This window comes from Actinomadura geliboluensis, from assembly GCF_005889745.1.
GTDB lineage: Bacteria > Actinomycetota > Actinomycetes > Streptosporangiales > Streptosporangiaceae > Spirillospora > Spirillospora geliboluensis.
Map to the genome: position 1 here is coordinate 1 of NZ_VCKZ01000185.1, position 16,891 is coordinate 16,891.

General features: G+C 73.2%; 15 protein-coding genes. 7 read left to right on the top strand and 8 right to left on the bottom strand.

Annotated features, from left to right (window positions below):
* Positions 1–205: 205 nt before the first annotated feature.
* Positions 206–1,126: a 5'-3' exonuclease gene (locus tag ETD96_RS23695; RefSeq protein ID WP_138638677.1), complete on the bottom strand. Its 921-nt coding sequence runs from the start codon at positions 1,124–1,126 to the stop codon at positions 206–208.
* Between the two features lie 96 nt (positions 1,127–1,222).
* Here ETD96_RS23695 and ETD96_RS23700 point away from each other — a divergent pair, with 96 nt between their 5' ends.
* The 5 genes from ETD96_RS23700 (at position 1,223) to ETD96_RS23720 (ending at position 7,478) form a co-directional block, all read left to right on the top strand.
* On the top strand, positions 1,223–2,329 hold the full coding sequence (locus ETD96_RS23700) for a M24 family metallopeptidase (RefSeq protein WP_240808090.1): 1,107 nt from the start codon (positions 1,223–1,225) through the stop codon (positions 2,327–2,329).
* Positions 2,330–2,577: 248 nt separating this feature from the next.
* Positions 2,578–3,807, top strand: a complete 1,230-nt coding sequence (locus ETD96_RS23705; RefSeq protein WP_138638679.1) for an ABC transporter ATP-binding protein — start codon at positions 2,578–2,580, stop codon at positions 3,805–3,807.
* Positions 3,804–5,126 carry an ABC transporter substrate-binding protein gene (locus ETD96_RS23710; protein WP_138638680.1) on the top strand — a complete coding sequence of 441 codons (1,323 nt, stop codon included), beginning with the start codon at positions 3,804–3,806 and terminating at the stop codon, positions 5,124–5,126. Before ETD96_RS23705 ends, ETD96_RS23710 begins: the two co-directional genes overlap by 4 nt.
* Positions 5,127–5,163: 37 nt before the next feature.
* The gene (locus ETD96_RS23715) at positions 5,164–6,552 is read left to right on the top strand and encodes a carbohydrate ABC transporter permease (RefSeq protein ID WP_138638681.1); all 1,389 of its coding nucleotides are present in this window, start codon (positions 5,164–5,166) and stop codon (positions 6,550–6,552) included.
* A complete protein-coding gene (locus ETD96_RS23720) occupies positions 6,549–7,478 on the top strand; it encodes a carbohydrate ABC transporter permease (RefSeq protein WP_138638682.1) in 930 nt (309 codons plus the stop codon). Before ETD96_RS23715 ends, ETD96_RS23720 begins: the two co-directional genes overlap by 4 nt.
* 71 nt (positions 7,479–7,549) lie before the next feature.
* Here the strand turns inward: ETD96_RS23720 and ETD96_RS23725 are convergent, their stop codons facing one another.
* Positions 7,550–8,788 (bottom strand): ABC transporter ATP-binding protein, encoded by a 1,239-nt coding sequence (locus ETD96_RS23725; protein WP_138638683.1) that lies wholly within the window; start codon positions 8,786–8,788, stop codon positions 7,550–7,552.
* 149 nt (positions 8,789–8,937) lie between these two features.
* Here ETD96_RS23725 and ETD96_RS23730 point away from each other — a divergent pair, with 149 nt between their 5' ends.
* Together ETD96_RS23730 and ETD96_RS23735 are read left to right on the top strand one after the other, a co-directional pair.
* Positions 8,938–9,954 (top strand): LacI family DNA-binding transcriptional regulator, encoded by a 1,017-nt coding sequence (locus ETD96_RS23730; protein WP_138638684.1) that lies wholly within the window; start codon positions 8,938–8,940, stop codon positions 9,952–9,954.
* 101 nt (positions 9,955–10,055) lie between these two features.
* Positions 10,056–10,496 carry an Lrp/AsnC family transcriptional regulator gene (locus ETD96_RS23735; protein WP_138638685.1) on the top strand — a complete coding sequence of 147 codons (441 nt, stop codon included), beginning with the start codon at positions 10,056–10,058 and terminating at the stop codon, positions 10,494–10,496.
* Positions 10,497–10,542: 46 nt separating this feature from the next.
* Here ETD96_RS23735 and ETD96_RS23740 read toward each other — a convergent pair whose 3' ends face one another.
* The 6 genes from ETD96_RS23740 to ETD96_RS23765 form a co-directional block, all read right to left on the bottom strand.
* Positions 10,543–11,448, bottom strand: a complete 906-nt coding sequence (locus ETD96_RS23740) for a TIGR03619 family F420-dependent LLM class oxidoreductase (protein ID WP_138638686.1) — start codon at positions 11,446–11,448, stop codon at positions 10,543–10,545.
* Positions 11,449–11,480: 32 nt separating this feature from the next.
* On the bottom strand, positions 11,481–12,485 hold the full coding sequence (locus ETD96_RS23745) for an N-acetylglucosamine kinase (RefSeq protein ID WP_138638690.1): 1,005 nt from the start codon (positions 12,483–12,485) through the stop codon (positions 11,481–11,483).
* A complete protein-coding gene (locus tag ETD96_RS23750) occupies positions 12,485–13,756 on the bottom strand; it encodes a family 4 glycosyl hydrolase (RefSeq protein WP_138638687.1) in 1,272 nt (423 codons plus the stop codon). The genes ETD96_RS23745 and ETD96_RS23750 overlap by 1 nt, the downstream gene beginning before the upstream one ends.
* Positions 13,753–14,583, bottom strand: coding sequence for a carbohydrate ABC transporter permease (locus tag ETD96_RS23755; RefSeq protein ID WP_138638688.1), 831 nt, complete (start codon positions 14,581–14,583; stop codon positions 13,753–13,755). Before ETD96_RS23755 ends, ETD96_RS23750 begins: the two co-directional genes overlap by 4 nt.
* On the bottom strand, positions 14,580–15,557 hold the full coding sequence (locus ETD96_RS23760) for a carbohydrate ABC transporter permease (protein ID WP_240808092.1): 978 nt from the start codon (positions 15,555–15,557) through the stop codon (positions 14,580–14,582). Before ETD96_RS23760 ends, ETD96_RS23755 begins: the two co-directional genes overlap by 4 nt.
* Positions 15,558–15,560: 3 nt before the next feature.
* A partial coding sequence (locus ETD96_RS23765) for an ABC transporter substrate-binding protein (RefSeq protein ID WP_338072590.1) occupies positions 15,561–16,891 on the bottom strand: 1,331 nt, incomplete at its 5' end.

The following is a 16,891-nucleotide window of genomic DNA, read 5'->3' on the forward strand; positions in this document are numbered from 1 at the left end:
GGTGAACCGGCACCCCCGGCACATGGGGGGAGTGGGGCGGTGAGGCCCAGTGCCGCGGGTACCGGTCGTCTGCATGCGCCCATGACAACCCGTCACCGTCTCGCATGCTGCACGCCGCGGAACGCCGTGTCTGCGTCTTATGACACTTTTGCCGAAACTTGCAGCGAAACCCTGCCCGTTCCGTCGCGGGGGGCCTCCAGGCGGGTCAGCGGGAGAGGGCGTTCAGGAGGCGGTTGACGGGGCTGCCGAGGTTCCAGCGGTCGGCGAGCTCCACCAGGGCCTCGGCGTCGCGGGGCTCGGCGGGGAGGCGGTCGTCCAGGGCCGCCAGCTCCGGGGCGTCGATGTCGGTGACCACCCGCACCACCGTCTCGGCGGCGGCCAGGTACTCGCGGGCCGCCTCCATGCGGCGGCGGGCGCCCGCCGGGAAGCCCGCGTCGGTGCCCGCGTCCAGCGCGGCGAGGATGCCGTCGACCGAGCCGAAGCGGGTGACCAGCGCGGCGGCCGTCTTGTCGCCGACGCCGGGCACCCCCGGCAGCCCGTCGCTGGGGTCGCCGCGCAGCGTCGCGTAGTCGCCGTAGCCGCGGCCCGGGATGCCGTACTTGGCCGCGACCTCCTTCTCGCCCATCACCTGCAGGTTCCGGATGCCGCGCGCGGTGTAGAGGACGGCGACCGGGCCGGTGTCGTCGACGAGCTGGAACAGGTCGCGGTCGCCGGTGACGATGTCGACCGGCCCCGCGGCGGCGCCGCGCACCGCGAGCGTGCCGATCACGTCGTCGGCCTCGTAGCCGGCGACGCCCACCCGGGCCAGGCCGACCGCGTCCAGCACCGCGTCGATCACCGGGAGCTGCGCCTCCAGCGCGTCCGGGGTCTGGTCGCCGCCGTCGTCGGCCACGCGGTGCGCCTTGTAGGACGGCAGCGCCGCCACCCGGAACGCCGGCCGCCAGTCGGCGTCCATGCAGCAGACCAGGCGGTCCGGCGCGCGGTCCTGGACGAGGCGCGCGATCATGTCGATCAGCCCGCGCACCGCGTTCACCGGCGTCCCGTCCGGCGCCGTCACCGACTCGGGCACCCCGTAGAAGGCGCGGAAGTACAGCGACGGCGTGTCCAGCAGCATCAACCCGCTCATGGCGCCATGCTCCCACGCGGGTCCGACGCTCCGCCGCTCCGCCGCTCCTGGGATCCTGGTACCGCCATCGGACAGGACCTGAGAATGGAGACGGGTGTGACAACGGAGTTGTATCCGCCGGAGCGCATCGGCCGGGTGCGGGAGGCGACGGCGAAGGCGGGCCTCGGCGCCGTGCTGCTGACCCCCGGCCCCGACCTGCGCTACGTCACCGGCTACGAGGCGCTGCAGCTGGAGCGCCTCACGTGCCTCGCGGTGCCCGCCGAGGGGGAGCCGTTCCTGGTCGTCCCGCGGCTCGAGCTGCCCGCCGCGCAGGAGTCCCCGGTCGGGGAGCTCGGCGTCGAGCTGGTGCCGTGGGACGAGACCGACGACCCGTACGCGCTGACCGCGGCCCGGCTGCCGAAGGCGGGGAAGATCGGCGTCGCCGACCGGATGTGGGCGGTCATGGCGCTGCGGTTCCGCGCCGCGCTGCCCGGCGCCGAGCAGGTCGCGGCCGGGCCGGTGCTGCGCGAGCTGCGGATGCGCAAGTCCGCCGCCGAGGTCGCGGCGCTGCGCGAGGCCGGCGCCGCGATCGACCGCGTGCACCGCCTCGTGCCCGGCCTGCTCAAGGCCGGCCGCACCGAGCGGGGGGTCGGCCGCGACATCGCCGACGCCATCATCGCCGAGGGTCACGCCCGCGTCGACTTCGTCATCGTCGGGTCCGGCCCGAACGGCGCGAACCCGCACGCGGAGCTGTCGGACCGCGTGATCCGGCCCGGCGAGCCCGTCGTCGTCGACATCGGCGGGACGATGCCGAGCGGCTACTGCTCGGACTCCACCCGCAACTACTGCGTCGGGGAGCCGCCCGCCGACTACCGCGCCTACTACGCGGTGCTGGAGGAGGCGCAGCGCGCGTCGTGCGAGGCCGTGCGGCCGGGCGCGACGCCCGAGGCGGTGGACGCGGCGGGCCGCGACATCATCGCCGCGGCCGGGCACGGCGAGCACTTCTTCCACCGCACCGGCCACGGCATCGGCCTGGAGTCGCACGAGGACCCCTACATCGTCGCCGGGAACCGGGAGCCGCTGGAGCCGGGCATGGCGTTCTCCATCGAGCCGGGCATCTACCCCGGCCCGCACGGCGCCCGCATCGAGGACATCGTCGTGTGCACCGAGGACGGCTACGAGCCGATGAACGTCACCGAGCGGGGCCTGGTGGTCGTGGACTGACCCCGCCGCGGCGCGACGGAGGCGAGGGTGCGGACGGGTTTGCGTCCGCACCCTCGCGATGTTTCGGACAGGGCGAAACGCACCGTAAAACGGGTCGGTAACGATCTCTGCACCAAAACCATCAGCGAAGCGCCGTGCGTATTGCGGCCGGGGTGGTCGGCCCTGTACCACCTAGATGCATTGTTACGCGGGGGTAAATCGGGTTTCTCCCCCTTGCCGGAGCCGTGCCGTGAAGAAGAGGAGACGCCGTGGCAGAGGTCGACCTGACCAGCGTCGGGAAGGTCTATCCCGACGGCACCCGGGCCGTCACCGACCTGAACCTCCACATCGCCGACGGGGAGTTCCTCGTGCTCGTCGGCCCCTCGGGCTGCGGCAAGACCACCGCGCTGCGGATGGTCGCCGGGCTCGAGGACATCTCCGAGGGCGAGGTGACGATCGGGGGCCGCGTCGTCAACCGCGTCCCGGCCCGCGACCGCGACGTCGCGATGGTGTTCCAGAGCTACGCGCTCTACCCGCACCTGTCGGTGCGCGACAACATCGGCTTCGGGCTGTCGCTGCGCAAGCTGCCGAAGGCCGAGATCCGGGAGAAGGTCGACCGGGCCGCCGAGATCCTCGGCCTCACCGACCACCTGTCGCGCAAGCCCCGCAACCTGTCGGGCGGGCAGCGGCAGCGCGTCGCGATGGGCCGCGCGATCGTCCGCGAGCCGCAGGCGTTCCTGATGGACGAGCCGCTGTCCAACCTCGACGCCAAGCTCCGCGTCCAGATGCGCGCCGAGATCGCCCGCATCCAGCGCGACCTCGGCGTCACCACGATCTACGTCACCCACGACCAGACCGAGGCGATGACGCTCGGCGACCGCGTCGCGGTGATGAAGAAGGGCGAGCTGCAGCAGGTCGCGCCGCCGCAGGAGCTCTACGACCGGCCGGCCAACCTGTTCGTCGCCGGCTTCATCGGCTCGCCCGCCATGAACCTGGTCCAGGGCACGCTGTCCGGGGACGCGGCGAACCCGCGCCTGGAGATCGGCGGCCAGACCCTGGCGCTGCCGGCCGAGGTGCTGACCGAGCGCCCGGCCCTGGCGTCCCGCCTCGGGAGCGACGTCGTCGTCGGCATCCGCCCCGAGGACATGGAGGACTCCGAGCTCGTGGAGGCGCCCGCGGGGTCCGGGCTCACCTCCACCGCCGACCTCGTCGAGGCGATGGGCTCGGACGTGCTGGTCCACTTCGCGATCGAGGCGTCCCAGGTCGTCACCGAGGACACCAGGGAACTCGCCCGCGACGCGGGGACCGACGTGCTGGGGCACCTGGAGAGCCCCCGCACGGACCTGGTCGCGCGGTTCAGCCCGCGCACCCGCGTGAAGGTGGGCGACCCGGTGACGATCCGCGTCGACACCGGCCGCCTGCATTTCTTCGATATCGAGTCCGGCGCGGCGATCTGGGGATCGGACGCCGCCGGTCCGTCCAGGGAGGATGAAGAATGAGGGTCAGCAGAATGATGGGAGCCGCCGTCGCGGCGGGACTGCTCCTGTCGTCGGCAGCCGCGTGCGGCGGCGACGACGACGGCGGCAGTGACGGCTCCACGCCCGCCGGCGGGGGAGCGCTGAAGGGCACCACGATCGAGGTGGCCGCCAAGTGGACCGGCGCGGAGGAGACCAACTTCCGCAAGGTGCTGCAGGCGTTCGAGCAGAAGACCGGGGCGAAGGTCAACTACGCCTCCACCGGTGAGAACACCGACGCCTACCTCGGCCCGCGCATCGAGGCCGGCAACCCGCCGGACGTGGCGATCCTGCCGCAGCCCGGCCTGATGCAGCAGTACGCGCAGAAGGGCTCGCTGAAGCCGCTCTCCGCCGACGTCGTCACCGAGGTCGGCAACAACTTCGCGCCGTACTGGAAGGAGCTCGGCTCCTCCGGCGGCAAGACCTACGGCGTGATGGTCAAGGCCGCCTACAAGTCGATCCTGTGGTACCGGCCGGACGCGTTCTCCGAGGCCGGCGTGCAGCCGCCCGCGGCGTGGGCCGACCTGGTCAAGGCGTCCGGCACGCTGCAGGACGCGGGCAGCACCCCGTTCACCCTCGCCGCCGGCCCGCAGGACTCCTGGACCCTCACCGACTGGTTCGAGAACGTCTACCTGTCGCAGGCGGGCCCGGAGAACTACGACAAGCTCGCCAAGCACGAGATCAAGTGGACCGACCCGACGGTCGGCAAGGCGCTGGAGACCCTCGCGCAGATCTGGGGCAAGGCCGACTACCTCAACGGCGGCGTCGCCGCGGCGACCAAGACCAAGTTCGACGAGTCGGTCACCCAGGTCTTCGGCCAGCAGAAGGCCGCGATGGTCTACGGCGGCGACTTCGCCGCCGCGAACATCGCCACCACCAAGGCCAAGGTCGGCACCGACGCCAAGGTGTTCGCCTTCCCGAAGGCCGGCGACACCGCCCCGGCGATCCTCGGCGGCGACGTCGCGGTCGCGCTGAAGGACGGCAAGGGCGCGCAGGAGCTGATGAAGTTCCTCGCCTCCCCGGAGGCCGGCAAGGTCTGGGCCGGGCTCGGCGGCTACCTGACGCCGAACAAGAACGTCCCGCCGGACGCCTACTCCGACCCGATCGCCAAGCAGCTGATCGGCCAGCTCCAGCAGTCCGGCGACGCCGCCCGCTACGACATGTCGGACCTGGCGCCCGCCGCGTTCGGCGCGACGCCCGGCAAGGGCGAGTGGGAGGCGCTGCGCCAGTTCGTGATGAAGCCGACCGACGTCAAGGGCACGCAGGCCAAGCTGGAGGCCGAGGCCGCCAAGGCGTACAAGTGACGCGCACGCGTAGGGCCGACAAGTAGGGGACCCCTGGATGAAGGCTCGCAATGAGGAGGTGCCGCCGGCCGCGACGGCCGGCGGCGCCGCCGCCGTCGACGTACCGGCCGCCCGGCGGCCCGGCGCCCGCCGGGGACGCGAGCGGCTGACCCCGCCGTCCTGGCTCGCCCTGACGTTCCTGCTGCCGGCGCTGCTGCTGCTCGGCTTCCTGGTCGTCTACCCGATCGTCTACTCGGTGATCCGGAGCTTCTTCGACGCCTCGGGCGACTCGTTCGTCGGCGTCGACAACTACACCGGGGTCTTCCAGGGGCACGACAACCTCGTCGCGGTCCGCAACACCGCGATCTGGGTGGTGGTGGCCCCGACCATCGTCACCATCATCGGCCTGGTGTTCGCCGTGCTCACCGAGCGGATCCGGTGGGCGACGGTGTTCAAGCTCGTGGTGTTCATGCCGATGGCGATCTCCTTCCTCGCCTCCGGTGTGATCTTCCGGCTGGTGTACCAGATGGACCCCGACAAGGGCGTCGCGAACGCGGCGCTCGTCGCGATCCACGACACCTTCGCGCAGGGCACGACCTACCCTGGCGCCGGTCCGCGCAGCGGCGGCGACGCGCCGGTCCGTGCGGAGGGCGGCGGGGTCGTCACCGTGAACTCCTACCAGGCCGGGCAGAGCGCGCTCGTCCCGCTGCTGAAGGTCAAGCAGGAGTACCTGCCGAAGGACGCCGAGCCGGCCGCGCAGCCGCCCGCCGCGAAGCCGGGGCAGCTGACCGGGACGGTCTGGTTCGACTTCACCCGCGGCGGCGGCGGGCAGCAGAACACCCCCAACGCGGGGGAGTCGGGCCTGCCCGGCATCAAGGTCGAGGCGGTGAAGGACGGCAAGGTGGTCGCCAAGGCCACCACGGAGGCCGACGGCACCTTCACGATGAAGGACGTCCCCGACGGGACGTACACGGTGCGGCTGCCCAAGGACAACTTCACCGGCGCCTACCGCGGCGCCGAATGGCTCGGCAGCACCCTCATCACCCCCGCGATCATCGGGTCGTACCTGTGGGTGTGGTCCGGGTTCGCGATGGTGCTGATCGCCGCCGGGCTCGCCGCGATCCCCCGCGACGCGCTGGAGGCGGCCCGGGTGGACGGCGCCACCGAGTGGCAGGTGTTCCGGCGGGTGACGATCCCGCTGCTCGCGCCCGTCCTGATGGTGGTGCTGGTGACGCTGGTGATCAACGTCCTGAAGGTCTTCGACCTCGTCTTCATCATCGGCGGCGGGGATCCGAACGCCAGCGTGCTGGCGCTGCAGATGTGGACGGTGTCGTTCGGCGGGGGCGGCGACCAGGGCGCCGGCAGCGCGATCGCCGTGCTGCTGTTCCTGCTGGTGCTGCCCGCCATGCTGTTCAACGTCCGGCGACTGCGGCAGGAGCGCAAATGAGCACCGCGGTGGAACCCACGAAGGCGCCGGCGGAGGGCGGCGGCGCGGCGGGCGCGCCGCGGCGTGGCATCGCCGCCCGGATCGTCGGCCGGATCGGCGGCGGCGTCGCGCAGGCGCTGCTGGTGCTGATCGCGCTGTTCTGGCTCGTCCCGACGCTCGGGCTGCTGGTGGCGTCGCTGCGCTCCAACGAGGACAACAGCGCCGACGGCTGGTGGAACGTGTTCGCCAAGCCGACGCAGTTGACGATGGAGTCCTACAGCGCGCTGCTGGACAAGGGCGACTTCGTCGACTCGTTCTGGAACACGGTGCTGATCACCGTCCCGGCGACGCTGCTGGTGGTGGTGATCGCCTCGCTGGCCGCCTACGCGTTCGCGTGGATGGAGTTCCCCGGGCGGGACTGGCTGTTCATCATCGTGGTGGCGCTGCTGGTGGTGCCGGTCCAGGTCGCGCTGATCCCGGTCGCCAAGCTGTACGGGGCGATCGAGTTCGGCGGGTTCCAGATGTTCGGGTCGGTCACCGGCGTGGTGCTGTTCCACGTCGCGTTCGGGCTGCCGTTCGCGATCTTCCTGCTCCGCAACTTCTTCGCCGCGATCCCCCGCGACCTGCTGGAGGCGGCGCGGATGGACGGCGGCTCGGAGTGGACGATCTTCCGGCGGGTGATCTTCCCGCTGGGCGGCCCGGCGATCGCCTCGCTCGGCATCTTCCAGTTCCTGTGGGTGTGGAACGACCTGCTGGTCGCGCTGGTGTTCGCCGACACCGAGTCGCAGCCGATGACCAAGTGGCTGCAGTCCCAGATGCGGCAGTTCACCGGCAACATCGACATCCTCGCGCCCGGCGCGTTCCTGTCGCTGATCGTCCCGCTGGCCGTGTTCTTCGCCTTCCAGCGGTACTTCGTGCAGGGCGTCCTCGCGGGCTCGGTGAAGTAGCCCCGACGGAACACGACGACGCCCTCCGGCCCGCGCGGGCCGGAGGGCGTCGCCGGGTCCGGCGCCGGGTGTTACTTGCGCAGGTCCGCGGCGCCGTGCCGGGCCGCCGCGTCCGGGTGGCCGATCGCCAGGCCGCTGGACGGGTCGAAGAAGTGCAGCCGGCGGGTGTCGACGGCGAGCTGCACGTCCTGGCCCGGCCGCACGTGCGAGCGGGAGTTGACGCGCGCCGTCCACAGCGCCTTGTTGTCGACCAGCGGGATCGCCATGTCGCCGTCGGCCTCGGCGTCCTCGGCGAGGTCGGCGGTGTCCTTGTGCTCGACCGGCGGGGCGTCGATGGTGAAGATGACGTTGATCTCGCTGCCGAGTTCCTCGGTGACGCTGCTGCGCACCGGCATCGGCGCCCACTCGGGGTTGGCGTGCGCGGCGTCCTCGAAGTCGGACGGGCGGATGCCGAGGATGACCTTGCGGCCCAGGTAGTCCTGGAGGCCGGGCTTGTCGTTCAGCACCGACGCCGGCACCGGCAGCGTGTACCCGGCGAAGGAGACCCGCGCGCCGCCGTCGCCGGTGCCGAGGTCGGCGAGGACGAAGTTCATCGCGGGCGACCCGATGAACCCGGCGACGAACAGGTTGACGGGGCTGTCGAACAGCCGCTGCGGGGTGTCGACCTGCTGCAGCACGCCCTCGCGCAGCACGCACACCCGCGTGCCGAGCGTCATGGCCTCGATCTGGTCGTGGGTGACGTACACGGTGGTGACGCCGAGCCGCTCGTGCAGCTGGCTGAGGGAGGCGCGCATGGACACGCGGAGCTTGGCGTCCAGGTTCGACAGCGGCTCGTCCATCAGGAACGCCTGCGGCTCGCGGACGATCGCGCGGCCCATCGCGACGCGCTGGCGCTGGCCGCCCGACAGCGCGGCGGGCTTGCGGGACAGGAACTGCTCCAGGCCGAGCATCTTGGCGGCGTCGCGGACCTTGGCCTTGATCTCCGCCTTCGGGGTGCCGCGCAGCTTGAGGCCGAACGCCAGGTTCTGCTCGACGGTCATGTGCGGGTAGAGCGCGTAGTTCTGGAAGACCATCGCGATGTCGCGGTCCTTGGGGGCGAGGTCGTTGACGACCTGGTCGCCGATGGAGATCTTCCCGCCGCTGATCTCCTCCAGCCCGGCGATCATCCGCAGCGCGGTGGACTTGCCGCAGCCGGACGGGCCGACGAGCACCATGAACTCCCCGTCCCGGATCTCCAGGTCGAGCCCGTCCACGGCCTTGACGCCGCCGCTGTACACCTTGTCGACCCGGTCCAGCACGATCTTGGCCATCGGATCCCTTTCATGGAAACGTTTCCATTACCCCCTGCCGAACAGGGGTTTTGCATCACTGGAAGGAGTAAACATCATGGAATCGTTTCCATGGGAGCGCCGCACCGGATAAGATCATCGAAAAGCGGCGAATCGGGAGGTGGCGGGCGGTGCGCCAGGGTCCGGCGACGATCAAGGACGTGGCCGCGGCGGCGGGCGTCGGCATCGCGACCGTGTCGCGGGTGTTCTCCGGCGGCTCGGTGAGCTCGGCCACCCGGGAGCGGGTGCTGGCCGCCGCGGGCGAGCTGGACTACCGCCCGAGCGCCCTCGGCCGCGGCCTGAAGCTGCGCCGCAGCGGCGGCATCGGACTGATCGTCCCGGACGTCACCGACCCGTTCCGCGCCGAGCTGGTCGCCGGGGTGCTGGCGTGCGCCCGCAGCCTCGGCGAGCACGTCATCGTCGACGCCGCGCACGGCGACCCCTCCCGCGAGGCCGAGATCGTGGAGCGGCTCGTCGCGCAGCGGGTGGACGGGATCATCGCGGTGCCCGCCGGGACCGAGGCCGACTGGCGGGGCGCCGCCCGGGTGTGCTCCAGCGTCGTGTTCGCCGACCGGGTGCTGCCCGGCATGGCCGACGTCCCGGCCGTGCTCGCCGACGACGCGGGCGGCGTCCGGTCCCTCACCGAGTACCTCGCCGGGCTCGGGCACCGGCGCATCGGCTTCCTCGGCGGCGCCCCCGGCACGCCCGCCGGGGTGCGCGAGCGCGCGTTCCGCGACACCCTCGCCCAGCTCGGCGTCCCGGTGGAGGAGGACCTGGTCGTCGCCGCCCGCCCGGCCCGCGACGCCGCCTACGCAGCCGCGGCCGGGCTGCTGCAGCGCCGCGCCGACGTCACCGCGGTCCTGGCCGCCGGGCACCTGCTCGGCGAGGCGGCCGTGCTGGTCGCCCGCGAGCTGGACCTGCGGGTCCCCGCCGACGTGTCGATCGCGATGGTGGACGACGTGGCGTGGGCGGAGCTGTGCGACCCGCCGCTGACCGCCGTCGCCCGCCCCGGCCACGACATCGGCTACCGCGCCTGCGAGCTGCTGCTGCGCGAGCCCGCCCGGCGGGGCAGGGGCGGCCCGGTGCTGCTGCCGACCGAGCTGGTGGTGCGCGGCAGCTGCGGCCCGCTGCGGCCCGCGCGCCGCTGACCCCCGGCCCGCCCGGCCCCGCGGCCGGAAATCGGCCGATGACGGCCGATCCGTGATCTATGGGGACGCGCGGACGGCCTCCGGCGCGCTAGATTTCCCGGGTGGAGGAGATCGATCGTCAGATCATGGCGCTGCTCGCCGACGACGGGCGGATGAGCTTCACCGACCTGGCCAAGGAGACGGGGCTGTCGGTGTCGGCGGTGCACCAGCGGGTGCGGCGGCTGCAGAAGCGCGGCGCGATCCGGGGGTTCGCCGCGCAGCTGGACAGCCAGCAGATCGGGTTGCCGCTGACCGCGTTCGTGTCGATCAAGCCGATCGACCCGGCTGCGCCCGACGACGCCCCCGACCGGCTCGCGCACCTCCAGGCGATCGAGGCGTGCCACTCGGTGGCCGGGGACGAGAGCTACATCCTCAAGGTGCGGGTCGCGTCCCCCAACGAGCTGGAGGACCTGCTCCAGAAGATCCGCGCCGCCGCGAACGTCGCGACCCGGACCACCGTGGTGCTCAGCACCCCGTGGGAGGCGCGCCGCCCGCCTCTCTAGCCCGCCCGCCGCCGGGCTGCCCGGCCGGCCTGCTCCGCTCGCGCGCTCAGCCGCGCGGCGCGAAGACCTCCAGGGCCTCCAGGGCGCGGTCGAGGGAGGCGCCCGGGTCGGCGTCGGGGCCGGTCACCTCGGGGTCGAAGTTCAGGTCGACGAACGCCTCGGTGACGCCCTGCGCGGCGAGCGCCTCCAGGTCGGCGGCGATCTCCTCGTAGGAGCCGGTGAGGGGCCGCCGGCCCGCCCGTCCGGCCGGGCGCAGCCGCACCGCGCCCCGGCACACGAACCGCAGCGCGCCCGCGTCCCGCCCCGCCTCCTCGGCGGCCTCCCGGACGATGCCGATGGAGCGGCCGATCACGGCGAGGTCGGCGCGGCTGGAGCTGACCCAGCCGTCGGCGAGCCGCCCGGCGCGCCGCAGCGCCGGCTCGGCGGCGCCGCCCAGCAGCACCGGCAGCGGCGACTGCACGGGCGGCGGCTCCATCACGACCGGCGGGACGTCGTAGAACTCGCCGTGGAACTCGGTCGCGGCGCCGCTCCACAGCCCGCGCAGCACGGCGAGGCACTCCTCCGCGCGGGCGCCGCGCCGCGCCATCGGCGCGCCCGCCGCGGCGAACTCCTCGCGCATCCAGCCGAGCCCGAGGCCGAGGTCGAGCCGCCCGCCGCTGATGCGGTCGAGGGTGGCGGCCTGCTTGGCGAGGACCGGCGGCGCGTAGAACGGCAGGTTGGCGATCGCCACGCCGAGCCGCGCCCGGGCGGTGTGCCCGGCCAGGAAGGCCAGCGTGACGAACGGGTCCGGGACGCCCCGGTAGGTGCGGTCCGCGGACCCGGCGGGGTTGAGGACGCGCTGCAGCGTCCACAGCGAGCGGTAGCCGAGCTCCTCGGCCCGCTGCGCCACCGTCACCTGGTTCGCGGGCGTCGCCCACGCGCCCGACCCCGGCACGGCGAATCCGATCAGCATGCCTCTGCCCTCCCCGGCCGAACCTTACAACGTCAAGGCCGGCGGCGGCGGAACGTGGCCCGGAGCGTGTCGTGGGCGGACGGCGGCGCGCCGGCGTGGTCGAGGGCGAGCAGCGCCGCGCCGAGCAGCGGTGGGTCCGCGGGGACGAGGAGCCGGGCGCGGGGGGCGAGGTCGGCGTAGCGGGCGGCGACGGCGTCCATCAGCAGCGGGCGGCGCGCCGCGAGCACCCCGCCGCCGAGCACGACGTCGGCGGGCTCCTCCAGCAGGTCCAGCCTCCGCAGCGCCACCGACCCGAGCACCGCGACCTCGTCGGCGAGCCGCGCCACCACCTCCCGCGCCACCTCGTCGCCCGCCTCGGCGACGTCGAACAGCACGGGCGCGAGCGCGGTGAGGCGCCCCTCGTCGAACTCGCCGAGATGGAGCCCGAGCCCGACGTCGATCGCCCGCCGGACACCGAAGTGCGCGGCGACCGCCGCGGTCAGCGCCGTCGCGGGGCCGCGGCCGTCCTCGCCGCGGATGGCGTGCCACAGCGCGGCCCGGCCGAGCGCGGCGCCGCCGCCCCAGTCGCCGGTGTGCGGCCCGAGCGAGGGGAACCGGGCGGTGCGGCCGTCGGGCCCGACGCCCGCGCAGTTGATGCCCGCGCCGCACACCACGGCGACGCCCCACCCCTCGGTGGCGGCCGTGCGCAGCAGCGCGAACGTGTCGTTGCCGACCGTGACGCCCGGCGCGGCGCCGCGGGCCAGCAGCAGCTTCTCCAGCCGCTCCTCCTCGTCCGGCAGGTCGACGTTGGCCATGTAGGCGGCGAGGTGCGCGACGTCGCCGGGGCGGGCGCCCGCGTCGCGCAGCGCGGCGGCGACCACCGCGTCCAGCGCGTCCAGCGCCGCGTCGAGCCCGCCCGCCTGCGGGTGGAACCCGCCGCCGCGCGCGGTGGCGAGCAGCTCCCCGCCGGCGCCCAGCACCGCCGCGTCGGTCTTGCTGTTGCCGCCGTCCACGGCGACGAGCACGCCCGGGGCGCGATGGCCGCCGCGGGCGGCCATCACGCCGCCCACGGCAGGTGCGCGCGGTTGGCGGCGACCAGGTCGCGGGCGAGCCGCTCGGCCGGCTCGCGCTGCCCGACGAGGGGGTGCGCGAGCAGCGCGGCCGCGACCCGGTCGACGCCGCCGCGCAGCGCCGCGTCCAGGGCCAGCTCCTCGTAGCCCGACACGTGCGCGATCAGCCCCGCGAACAGCGGCTCGACGGCCGGGACGGGCAGCGGCACCGCGCCGGACGCGGTGATCCGCGCCGGCACCTCGATGACGGCGCGGTCGTCCAGGAACGGCAGCGTCCCGTGGTTGCGGACGTTGACGACCTGCACGTCGCCGCGCCCGGCCAGCAGCGACACCGCGAGCCGCACCGCGGCCTCGGAGTAGAACGCGCCGCCGCGCTCGGCGAGCCGGGCGGGCTTGGCGTCCAGCTTCGGGTCGGCGTACTGGGCGAGGAGGTCGCGCTCGAGCGCCGCGACCTCCTCGGCCCGCGACCGCGCGCCGCGCTGCTCCTCGACCACGCGGTCGTGGTCGTAGAAGTAGCGCAGGTAGTAGGACGGGACGGCGCCGAGACCGCGCAGGAACGGCGCGGGCAGCCCGGAGATCGCGGCGAGCGCGTCCGGGTGCCGGTCGAGCAGCTCCGGCAGGACCTCCCGCCCGTCCCGCCGCACCGACCGCACCCAGGTGAGGTGGTTCAGCCCGGCGTGGCCGAGGCCGATCCGGCCGGGCTCGACGCCGAGCAGCGCCGCAGCGCGCCGCTGGAACCCGATCGCGACGTTGCACAGCCCGACGGCGCGGTGCCCGGCGTCCAGCAGCGCGCGGGTGACGATGCCGACCGGGTTGGTGAAGTCGATGATCCACGCGTCGGGGGCGCGGGCGGCGACGCGCGCGGCGATGTCCAGCACGACCGGGACGGTGCGCAGCGCCTTGGCCAGGCCGCCGGCGCCGGTCGTCTCCTGCCCGACGCAGCCGCACGCCAGCGGCAGCGTCTCGTCGACGTGCCGGGCGGCCTGCCCGCCGACCCGCAGCTGCAGCAGGACGACCGCCGCGTCCGCCACCGCCGCGTCGAGGTCGCCGGCGGCGGCGACCTCGGCGGTGACGACCCGCGCCGGATGCCCGGCGCGGGCCAGCATCCGCCGCGTGAGGCCGCCGACGAGCTCCAGCCGCCGCGCGTCGGGGTCGGCGAGCACCAGCTCCGACACCGGCAGCGCCGCGTGCGCCACCGCGATCCCCTCGACCAGTTCGGGGGTGTAGGTGGACCCGCCCCCGATGACCGTCAGCTTCAACCCTTCACTCCCGTCAACGTCACACCCTGGATGAACACCCGCTGGGCGAGCATGAACACCACGAGCACCGGCAGGATCGTCAGCAGCGTCGCCGCCATGGTGAGGTTCCACTCCACGTGGTGGGCGGCGCGGAACGTGGCGACGCCGATCGCGAGCGTCCAGTGGTCGGGGTCGGCGTACACCAGCGGCCGGAAGTAGTCGTTCCAGCAGTAGAAGAACTGGAACAGCGCGACCGCCGCCAGTGCCGGCTTCGCCATCGGCAGCACGACCCGCAGCATCGTGCGCAGCTCCCCGCAGCCGTCCACGCGGGCGGCGTCGGCGTACTCGCGGGGGATCGTCACGAGGAACTGGCGCAGCAGGAAGATGGAGAACGCGTCGCCGAACAGCTGCGGGATGATCAGCGGCCACAGCGTGCCGGTGAGCCCGAGCCGCGCCCACACGATGTACAGCGGCACCATGGTGACCTGCGGCGGCAGCATCATCGCCGCGATCACCACGACGAACGCGGCGTTGCGGCCGCGGAACCGGAACCGCGCCAGCGCGTACGCCACCGGGACGCTGGACACCAGCATGAACACCGTCGACAGGGCCGCGTACACGGTGCTGTTGACCGTCCAGCGGACCATGTCGCCGCTGAACACGTCGGCGAAGTTCGCGAGGTGCCAGCCGTCCGGCCACAGGTCGCCGCTGAGCGCCTGCCGGTCGGACATCACCGCGGTCAGCAGCATGAACGCCGGCGGCGCCAGGAACATCACGGCGAGCGCGACGGCGACGGCGTGCACGGCGACCCACTGCAGGACGCGGCGCGCCCGCCCTCCGCGGGTCATCCGGCCTCCTCCCCGGTGAACGCGCGGAACCGGCGCAGCAGGAAGAGCGTGAACACCATCGCGGTGGCGAACATGACCAGCGCGAGCACGCACGCGTAGCCCATGTTGAACTGCCGGAACCCCTGGTCGTAGAGCCACTGCGGGAACGTCAGCGTGGATCCGTCGGGGTAGCCGGGCGCGTACTGGGTGCCGGGCAGGTCGGCGCGCCCGGAGGCGACCTTGCCCGCCACCATCGGCTGGGTGAAGTACTGCAGCGCCTCGATGACGCCGGTGACGGCGGAGAACGCCAGCACGGGGGAGATGGACGGCAGCGTGATGTGCCGGAACCGCGACCAGGCGCCGGCGCCGTCGATGGCGGCGGCCTCGTACAGCGACGCGGGCACGTTCAGCAGCGCCGCCAGCATGATGATCATCACGTCGCCGACCGCCCACAGGGCGAGCAGCGTGAGGCCGGGCTTGGCCCAGGCGGCGTCGTTGAAGAAGTCCGGCAGGGTGAACCCGAGCCGCTCGGTGAGGGCTGGGAAGGGGCCGGTGCCGGGGTTGAGCAGGAACACGAACGCGACCGTGGCCGACACCGGCGGGATCAGGTACGGCAGGTAGAGGACGGCGCGCAGCAGGTTCCCGCCGCGCCTGATCCGGGTGAGGAGCTGGGCGACGCCGAGCCCGAACAGCACCCGCAGGGGGACGAGGACGGCCACCAGCCACAGCGTGTTCCGCATCGCGGTCCACGCCTCCCTGTCGTGCAGCAGGTAGGCGTAGTTGTCGAGGCCGGTGTACTCCAGGGTGAACAGGTCGTAACGGGTGAAGGAGAAGTAGACGGTGGCGGCGAGCGGGTAGGCGAAGAACAGCCCGAACCCCGCCAGCCAGGGGGACAGGAACGCCAGGACGCGGAGGCGCCGGCGGCGGCGCGCCCGCGCCGCCGCCGTCCCGGTCCGCGCCCCCGGGAGCGGGAGGCGCAGCGAGCCGGGGGCCACGGGTCAGCCCCCGGCGAGCTTGAGGGACCCGTCGACCTCGCCGTCGAGCCGCTTGAGCGCGGCGGGCAGGTCGCGGACCTTGCCGGGCTCCCACTCGTCCTGGACGAACTTCTGGAACCGCACGATGTAGTCGTTGCCGTTCGCCGTCGGCGGGGCCGTGGTGCTGTTGGGGTTCTTGAACACGTCGAGGAACGTGCGGAACTGCTCCGGCAGCCTCAGCTGCGGCGACGACAGCGCCGGGATCGTGGACGGCACGTTGCCGAGCGCGTTGGCGAACGTGACGAGCGCGCCGGTGTCGGTCGTGAGGTACCGCACGAACTCCCAGGCGGCCTGCGCGTGCTCGGCGCCGCGCGGGATGCCGACGACGGTGCCGGTGAGGAACCCGCCGCCGTAGCCGGCGGCGCGGTCGTCGGAGACGGGCGCGGGCGCGGTGCCGTAGTCGAGCCTCGGCGCCTCCTCCTGGATGAACTTGGTGCGCCACTCGCCGTCGACGGCCATCGCGACCTTCCCCTTCTGGAAGGGGTTGGACGACTCGAACTCCTGGCCCATCGAGCGCAGGAACTTCTTGACGTTGTCGTAGCCGTACCAGTCGAGGAGGCTCTTGCTCCACTCCAGGTACGCGGTGACGGCGGGGTCGGCGGCGAAGTTCGACGTGCCGCCGGGGGTCAGCCACGTCACGCCGAACTGGGGCGCGAGGTGCTGGGTCTGGTGCTCGTAGTACTGGGCGGACGGCATGAACCCGGCGACCTTGATGGTGCCGTCGGGGGCGCGGACGGTGAGCTTCTTGGCCAGCGCGGTCAGCTCGCTCATCGTCTTGGGCGGCTGCTCGCCCTTCATCAGCTTCTTGTTGTAGTAGAGCCCGTAGGCGTCGGCCAGCAGCGGCATCGCGCACCGGACGCCCTTGTACTGGGTGTACTGCTGCACGGCCTTGGGGAACTGGTTCAGGTCCAGCTTGGACTTGGCGATGTAGGGGGCGAGGTTCTGCCAGGCGCCGCTCTGGCACCACTGGCCGACGCTGTCGGTGGTGAAGGACGACACCACGTCGGGCGGGTTGCCGCCGCGGATGGCGTTGGTGATGCGGTCGTCGGTCTGGCCCTTGACGAGTTTGACGGTGATGTTGGGGTGGGCCTTGTTGAAGCCGGCGACGGCGTCCTCGAACGCCTTGACCTCGTGCGGGGCGCTCCAGCCGTGCCAGACCTCGATGGTCTGCTTCGCTTCGGCCCCGGGGCCGCTGGAGGAATCGCCGCCGGCGGTGCAGCCGGCGGCGAGGAACACGGCGGCGAAGGCTGCGGTGAGGCGGCGTGGGATGGTGGTGGGCACCGGTCCTGTGGACA

What these genes read in the sequence shown, in the direction of transcription:
- ETD96_RS23745 (WP_138638690.1), bottom strand. Translation starts at nt 12,485, where the DNA reads ATGGCCGCCCGCGGCGGCCATCGCGCCCCGGGCGTGCTCGTCGCCGTG.
- ETD96_RS23715 (WP_138638681.1), top strand. Translation starts at nt 5,164, where the DNA reads ATGAAGGCTCGCAATGAGGAGGTGCCGCCGGCCGCGACGGCCGGCGGC.
- ETD96_RS23720 (WP_138638682.1), top strand. Translation starts at nt 6,549, where the DNA reads ATGAGCACCGCGGTGGAACCCACGAAGGCGCCGGCGGAGGGCGGCGGC.
- ETD96_RS23725 (WP_138638683.1), bottom strand. Translation starts at nt 8,788, where the DNA reads ATGGCCAAGATCGTGCTGGACCGGGTCGACAAGGTGTACAGCGGCGGC.
- ETD96_RS23710 (WP_138638680.1), top strand. Translation starts at nt 3,804, where the DNA reads ATGAGGGTCAGCAGAATGATGGGAGCCGCCGTCGCGGCGGGACTGCTC.
- ETD96_RS23755 (WP_138638688.1), bottom strand. Translation starts at nt 14,583, where the DNA reads ATGACCCGCGGAGGGCGGGCGCGCCGCGTCCTGCAGTGGGTCGCCGTG.
- ETD96_RS23740 (WP_138638686.1), bottom strand. Translation starts at nt 11,448, where the DNA reads ATGCTGATCGGATTCGCCGTGCCGGGGTCGGGCGCGTGGGCGACGCCC.
- ETD96_RS23695 (WP_138638677.1), bottom strand. Translation starts at nt 1,126, where the DNA reads ATGAGCGGGTTGATGCTGCTGGACACGCCGTCGCTGTACTTCCGCGCC.